The organism is Cupriavidus sp. FW306-1B-F12B (genome assembly GCF_058781795.1).
The window spans coordinates 1-7,090 of the sequence record NZ_JBYSXC010000035.1 but is presented as its reverse complement, the minus strand read 5'-3'; the positions used below and the strand labels follow the sequence as shown (position 1 = coordinate 7,090).

Below are 7,090 nucleotides of genomic sequence, written 5' to 3'. Positions count from 1 at the left end.
GCGCGTACCTCCGGCTGGGCCGCGCACATTATCGAGCAGCGCATCGACAACAAGATCATCCGCCCGAGCGCCAACTATACCGGCCCGGAAAACCTGAAGTTCGTGCCGCTGAAGGATCGCAAGTAAGACCGGCTGCCGGTTTGCTCCGCGTCGGGTTGCATTGATCCGGGCCTGCGGGCAAGGGGGTAGTTGGTCGCTGACATGGGACCACTACCCCTTTTTCATACCTATATTGATTTCCCTACACCATGAATTCTGCAAACCGCAAACCGCTACCGGGCACCAAGCTGGATTACTTTGACGCGCGCGCCGCGGTCGAGGCAATCCAGCCGGGTGCCTACGACAAGCTGCCGTACACGTCGCGCGTGCTGGCAGAAAACCTGGTGCGCCGCTGCGATCCCGCCACGCTGGCGGATTCGCTCAAGCAGCTGATCGGGCGCAAGCGCGACCTCGATTTCCCGTGGTTCCCGGCGCGCGTGGTGTGCCATGACATCCTGGGCCAGACCGCGCTGGTGGACCTGGCCGGCCTGCGCGACGCCATCGCCGACCAGGGCGGCGACCCCGCCAAGGTCAATCCGGTGGTGCCGGTGCAGCTGATCGTCGATCACTCGCTGGCAGTGGAGTGCGGCGGCTTCGACCCCGATGCCTTCGCCAAGAACCGCGCCATCGAAGACCGCCGCAACGAAGACCGCTTCCATTTCATCGACTGGACCAAGCAGGCGTTCAAGAACGTCGACGTGATCCCGCCGGGCAACGGCATCATGCACCAGATCAACCTGGAAAAGATGTCCCCGGTGATCCACGCCGACAACGGCGTGGCCTACCCCGATACCTGCGTCGGCACCGACAGCCACACCCCGCACGTGGATGCGCTCGGCGTGATCGCCATCGGCGTGGGCGGCCTGGAAGCCGAGAACGTGATGCTCGGCCGCGCCTCGTGGATGCGCTTGCCGGACATCATCGGCGTGGAGCTGACCGGCAAGCGCCAGCCCGGCATCACCGCCACCGACATCGTGCTGGCACTGACCGAGTTCCTGCGCAAGGAAAAGGTGGTCGGCGCCTACCTGGAGTTCCGCGGCGAAGGCGCCTCGAGCCTGACGCTCGGCGACCGCGCCACCATCTCCAACATGGCACCGGAATACGGCGCCACCGCGGCGATGTTCTTCATCGACGAGCAGACCATTGACTACCTGCGCCTGACCGGCCGAACCGACGAGCAGCTCAAGCTGGTCGAGACGTACGCCAAGACCGCCGGCCTGTGGGCGGAATCGCTGAAGAACGCCGAGTACGAGCGCGTGCTGAAGTTCGACCTGTCGAGCGTGGTGCGCAACATGGCCGGCCCGTCCAACCCGCACAAGCGCCTGCCGACCTCCGCGCTGGCCGAGCGCGGCATCGCCGTCGACCTGGACAAGGCCCGCGCGCAGGAAGCCGAAGGCCTGATGCCGGACGGCGCGGTCATCATCGCCGCCATCACCAGCTGCACCAACACCAGCAACCCGCGCAACGTGATCGCCGCCGCGCTGCTGGCGCGCAACGCCAATGCGCGCGGCCTGGCGCGCAAGCCGTGGGTCAAGTCGTCGCTGGCCCCGGGATCCAAGGCTGTCGAACTGTACCTGGAAGAAGCGAATCTGCTGCCCGACCTCGAGAAGCTCGGCTTCGGCATCGTCGCCTTTGCCTGCACCACCTGCAACGGCATGTCCGGAGCGCTGGACCCGAAGATCCAGCAAGAGATCATCGACCGCGACCTGTACGCGACGGCAGTGCTGTCCGGCAACCGCAACTTCGATGGCCGCATCCACCCGTACGCCAAGCAGGCCTTCCTGGCCTCGCCGCCGCTGGTGGTGGCCTACGCCATCGCTGGCACCATCCGCTTCGATATCGAAAAGGACGTGCTGGGCACCGACCAGGACGGCAAGCCGGTCTACCTGAAGGACATCTGGCCGAGCGACGAAGAAATCGACGCGATCGTGGCGAAGAGCGTCAAGCCCGAGCAGTTCCGCAAAGTCTATGAGCCGATGTTCGCCATTACCGCGGCCAGCGGCGAGTCCGTCAGCCCGCTGTACGACTGGCGCCCGCAGAGCACCTACATTCGCCGCCCGCCCTACTGGGAAGGCGCGCTGGCCGGCGAACGCACGCTCGAGGCGCTGCGTCCGCTGGCGGTGCTGGGCGACAACATCACCACCGACCACCTGTCGCCGTCCAACGCCATCATGCTCAACAGCGCCGCGGGTGAATACCTGGCCAAGATGGGCTTGCCGGAAGAGGACTTCAACTCGTACGCCACCCACCGCGGCGACCACTTGACCGCGCAGCGCGCCACCTTCGCCAACCCGACCCTGATCAATGAAATGGCCGTGGTCGATGGCCAGGTCAAGAAGGGTTCGCTGGCGCGCATCGAGCCCGAAGGCAAGGTCGTGCGCATGTGGGAAGCGATCGAGACCTACATGGATCGCAAGCAGCCGCTGATCATCATCGCCGGCGCGGACTATGGCCAGGGCTCGTCGCGTGACTGGGCCGCCAAGGGCGTGCGCCTGGCCGGCGTGGAAGTCATCGTCGCCGAGGGCTTCGAGCGCATCCACCGCACCAACCTGATCGGCATGGGCGTGCTGCCGCTGGAATTCAAGCCGGGCGTGAACCGCCTGACGCTGGGCCTGGACGGCACCGAGACCTATGACGTGATCGGCGAGCGCCAGCCGCGCGCCACGCTGACGCTGGTGGTGAACCGCAAGAACGGCGAGCGCGTCGAGGTGCCGGTGACCTGCCGCCTCGACAGCGACGAGGAAGTGTCGATCTACGAAGCTGGCGGCGTGCTGCAGCGCTTCGCGCAGGACTTCCTTGAGTCGACCCGTTCGGCTGCATAAGCTGTGACATGGGCCCGGGCGGCATCTATGCCGCCCGGGCCAACCAGGACAAAGATTTCCATGGCTCACGTACCCCAGATCAAGATTCCCGCCACCTATATCCGTGGCGGCACCAGCAAAGGCGTGTTCTTCCGCCTGCAGGATTTGCCGGAAACGGCACAAGTGCCCGGCCCGGCTCGCGACGCGCTGCTGATGCGAGTGATCGGCAGCCCCGACCCCTATGGCAAGCAGATCGACGGCATGGGTGCCGCCACCTCCAGCACCAGCAAGACCGTCATCCTGTCCAAGAGCACGCGGCCCGACCACGATGTCGACTATCTGTTCGGCCAGGTCTCGATCGACCAGCCCTTTGTCGACTGGAGCGGCAACTGCGGCAACCTGTCGGCAGCGGTCGGTCCCTTTGCCATCAGCGCCGGCCTGGTCGATGCCAGCCGCATCCCGCACAACGGCGTTGCCGTGGTGCGCATCTGGCAGGCCAATATCGGCAAGACCATCATCGGCCATGTGCCCGTCACCAACGGTCAAGTGCAGGAAACCGGCGATTTCGAGCTGGACGGCGTGACCTTCCCGGCCGCCGAAGTGCAGCTTGAGTTCATGGACCCGGCCGCCGAGGAAGAAGGCGCCGGCGGCGCGATGTTCCCGACCGGCAACGTGGTCGACGACCTGGAAGTGCCGGGCGTGGGCACGCTCAAGGCCACCATGATCAACGCCGGCATCCCGACCATCTTCGTCAACGCGGAGAGCATCGGCTACACCGGCACCGAGCTGCAGGACGCCATCAACAGCGACACCAAGGCGCTGGCGATGTTCGAGACCATCCGTGCCTACGGCGCGCTGCGCATGGGCCTGATCAAGAACGTGGACGAGGCCGCCAAGCGCCAGCACACGCCCAAGGTGGCCTTTGTCGCCAGGCCGGTCGACTACGTCGCCTCCAGCGGCAAGAAGGTGGCCGCGGCCGATGTGGACCTGCTGGTGCGCGCGCTGTCGATGGGCAAGCTGCACCACGCCATGATGGGCACGGCGGCGGTGGCGATCGGCACCGCCGCCGCCATCCCCGGCACGCTGGTCAACCTGGCCGCCGGCGGCGGCGAGCGCAACGCGGTGCGTTTCGGGCATCCGTCCGGCACGCTGCGCGTGGGCGCCGAGGCGCAGCAGGTCGATGGCGAATGGGCGGTCAGGAAGGCCATCATGAGCCGCAGCGCGCGCGTGCTGATGGAAGGCTGGGTGCGCGTGCCCGGCGACGCGTTCTGAGCTGAGCCGCACCCGCGAGGTCGCTCATGTCCACCGACACGCCGTCCGCGCAACGCCCCGATCCGGACCAGGTGCTGGTCGACATCGTCGACTATGTCACCCGGTACGAGATCAAGAGCGGCCTCGCCTATGACACCGCCCGCAACTGCCTGATCGACACGCTCGGTTGCGGGCTCGAGGCCCTCTCCTACCCGGCCTGCACCAAGCTGCTGGGTCCCATCGTTCCGGGCACGATCGTGCCCAACGGCGCGCGCGTGCCGGGCACCCAGTTCCAGCTCGATCCGGTCCAGGCCGCGTTCAATATCGGCGCGATGATCCGCTGGCTGGACTTCAACGACACCTGGCTCGCGGCCGAATGGGGTCATCCGTCGGATAACCTCGGCGGCATCCTGGCCACCGCTGACTGGATCTCGCGCAACCACATCGCCGCCGGGCGCAAGCCGCTGACGATGAAGGCAGTGCTGGCGGCGATGATCAAGGCGCACGAGATCCAGGGCTGCATCGCGCTGGAGAATTCGTTCAACCAGGTCGGGCTGGACCACGTGGTGCTGGTCAAGGTGGCCTCCACTGCCGTGGTCGCGCAGATGCTAGGCCTCACGCGCGACGAGATCCTCAATGCCGTGTCGCTGGCCTGGGTCGACGGCCAGAGCCTGCGCACCTACCGCCACGCCCCCAACGCCGGCAGCCGCAAGAGCTGGGCCGCCGGCGACGCCACCAGCCGCGCGGTGCGGCTGGCGCTGATCGCCCGCACCGGCGAGATGGGCTACCCGTCGGTGCTGACGGCAAAGACCTGGGGCTTCTACGACGTGCTGTTCAAGGGGCAGCCGTTCCGCTTCCAGCGGCCGTACGGGTCGTACGTGATGGAGAACATCCTGTTCAAGATCTCGTACCCGGCTGAATTCCACGCGCAGACCGCGGTGGAGGCAGCGATGCGGCTGCACGGCGCGCTGGCGCTCGCGGGGCGCAGCGCGGCGGATATCGCCGCCATCACCATCCGCACCCACGAGGCCTGCCTGCGCATCATCGACAAGCAGGGTCCGCTCAGCAATCCGGCGGATCGCGACCACTGCATCCAGTACATGGTGGCCGTGCCGCTGCTGTTCGGCCGCCTGACCGCCGCTGACTACGAAGACAAGGTTGCCGCCGACCCGCGCATCGACGCGCTGCGCGGCAAGATCACCTGCGTGGAAGATCCCGCGCTGACGCGCGACTATCACGACCCCGCCAAGCGCTCGATCGCCAATGCGCTGACCGTGACGCTGGCGGACGGCACCGTGCTGGACGAGGTGCTGGTCGAATACCCGCTCGGCCACAAGCGCCGCCGCGCCGAGGGCATCCCGCTGCTGGTGGAGAAATTCCGCACCAACCTCGCCCGCCGCTTCCCGCCGAAACAGCAGCAGGCCATCCTGGCCGCATCGCTGGACCAGGCGCGGCTGGAGGCCATCCCGGTCAATGAATACCTCGATATGTATGCGATTTGAGTTATCGCCCAGGCACCTTCATGCCGAATCGGCATAACCCTTGCAGCGCCCCTCCCGCGCCAAATTCTCCTCACGTATAGTCACTGCCGCTGCCTGAACGGGCCCTGCACCACAGGCCCCGTTGCCGGCAGCCACCGACTGAACACGGACGGCACCATTCCACCCATAAGGTATGTCGTGCCGATTCCAGTACGGGCCACACGTTCGTATAGATACCGAGGAGAAACATGAAACACTTCGCCCGCGTCACCACGCTGGCCGCTGCCCTGCTGTCGGCGAGCCTGATCACCGGCACTGCCCACGCGCAGCTCGCCCCCGCCGCACAATCTGCCGCCGCACCCGCCACGGCCCAGGCCGAAGCCCGCAAGGCCAATATCGTCATCATCGGCACCGGCGGCACCATTGCCGGCGCCGGCGCCTCGGCGACCAACACCGCGGCCTACCAGTCCGCCGTGGTGCCGGTCGACAAGATCATCGCCTCGGTGCCCGAGATCTCCAAGGTCGCCAACGTCAAGGGCGAGCAGATCTTCCAGATCGGTTCGGAGAGCTTCAACAACGAACGCCTGCTGAAGCTGGCCAAGCGCGTATCGGAACTGCTCAAGCAGCCGGACGTGGACGGCATCGTCATTACGCACGGCACCGACACCATCGAGGAAACCGCTTACTTCCTGAACCTGACGCTCAAGAGCGACAAGCCGGTGGTGGTGGTGGGCTCGATGCGCCCGGGCACCGCGCTCGGCGCCGATGGCGCGCTCAACCTGTACGACGCCGTGCTGGTCGCCTCCAACCCTGCCTCCAAGGGCAAGGGCACGCTGGCCGTGCTGAACGACGAGATCCACACCGGCCGCGACGTCACCAAGAGCAACACCTTCAAGACCGAGACCTTCCGCTCGCCGTTCGGCCCGCTGGGCTACGTGGTCGAAGGCCGCACGCTGTTCTACCGCCTGCCGGCGCGTCCGCACACGCTGCAGACGCAGTGGGACATCGACAAGATCGACAAGCTGCCTGAAGTGGCAGTGGTCTACGCCTACGGCAACGCCAATCCGGCCGCGGTCGACGCCGCGGTGAAGAGCGGTGCCAAGGCCATCATCTATGCCGCCACCGGCAACGGCAGCGTCGGCGACTACATGGTCGACTCGCTCAAGGCCGCGCGCGCCAAGGGCGTGCAGATCGTGCGCGCCTCGCGCACCGGCAGCGGCGTGGTGGTGCGCAATGCAGAGCAGCCGGATGACAAGTACGACTGGATCGTCACCGACGACCAGCTGCCGCAGAAGGCACGCATCCTGATGGCGCTGGCGCTGACGCAGACCAACGACTCCAAGGCGCTGCAGCAGGTCTTCTGGAAGTACTGATGAGATCGTGGAGCAGGCGGTATCGCCGCTAGACGCTCCTGCCCTCTTCCCCGGCCCCTCTCCCGCGCGCGGTGTACAGACCGGAGACATGGGTAACAGGTGTTCGGAGACATAGGTGACACGTGACCTGCGCGCATCATGATGC

4 protein-coding genes and 1 pseudogene are annotated in these 7,090 nt (G+C 66.4%); all 5 read left to right on the top strand.

The features are described from left to right. Positions 1-126: pseudogene (locus AC3WLE_RS30320) on the top strand (2-methylcitrate synthase); the annotation flags it as partial. Between the two features lie 122 nt (positions 127-248). Next, entirely contained in the window at positions 249-2,861 is a 2,613-nt protein-coding gene (gene acnD, locus AC3WLE_RS30315) for a Fe/S-dependent 2-methylisocitrate dehydratase AcnD (protein ID WP_492357599.1), read from the top strand. A 60-nt stretch (positions 2,862-2,921) separates the two neighbouring features. Then, entirely contained in the window at positions 2,922-4,112 is a 1,191-nt protein-coding gene (prpF, locus tag AC3WLE_RS30310) for a 2-methylaconitate cis-trans isomerase PrpF (RefSeq protein WP_492317762.1), read from the top strand. Between the two features lie 26 nt (positions 4,113-4,138). Continuing rightward, positions 4,139-5,593 (top strand): bifunctional 2-methylcitrate dehydratase/aconitate hydratase, encoded by a 1,455-nt coding sequence (locus AC3WLE_RS30305; protein WP_492351090.1) that lies wholly within the window; start codon positions 4,139-4,141, stop codon positions 5,591-5,593. Positions 5,594-5,820: 227 nt separating this feature from the next. Beyond that, positions 5,821-6,945, top strand: a complete 1,125-nt coding sequence (locus AC3WLE_RS30300) for an asparaginase (RefSeq protein WP_492317764.1) — start codon at positions 5,821-5,823, stop codon at positions 6,943-6,945. Positions 6,946-7,090 lie beyond the last annotated feature (145 nt).

Bases quoted from the DNA above. Each gene is read 5' to 3' on its own strand.
- acnD (WP_492357599.1), top strand. From the start codon at position 249: ATGAATTCTGCAAACCGCAAACCGCTACCGGGCACCAAGCTGGATTAC.
- prpF (WP_492317762.1), top strand. From the start codon at position 2,922: ATGGCTCACGTACCCCAGATCAAGATTCCCGCCACCTATATCCGTGGC.
- AC3WLE_RS30305 (WP_492351090.1), top strand. From the start codon at position 4,139: ATGTCCACCGACACGCCGTCCGCGCAACGCCCCGATCCGGACCAGGTG.
- AC3WLE_RS30300 (WP_492317764.1), top strand. From the start codon at position 5,821: ATGAAACACTTCGCCCGCGTCACCACGCTGGCCGCTGCCCTGCTGTCG.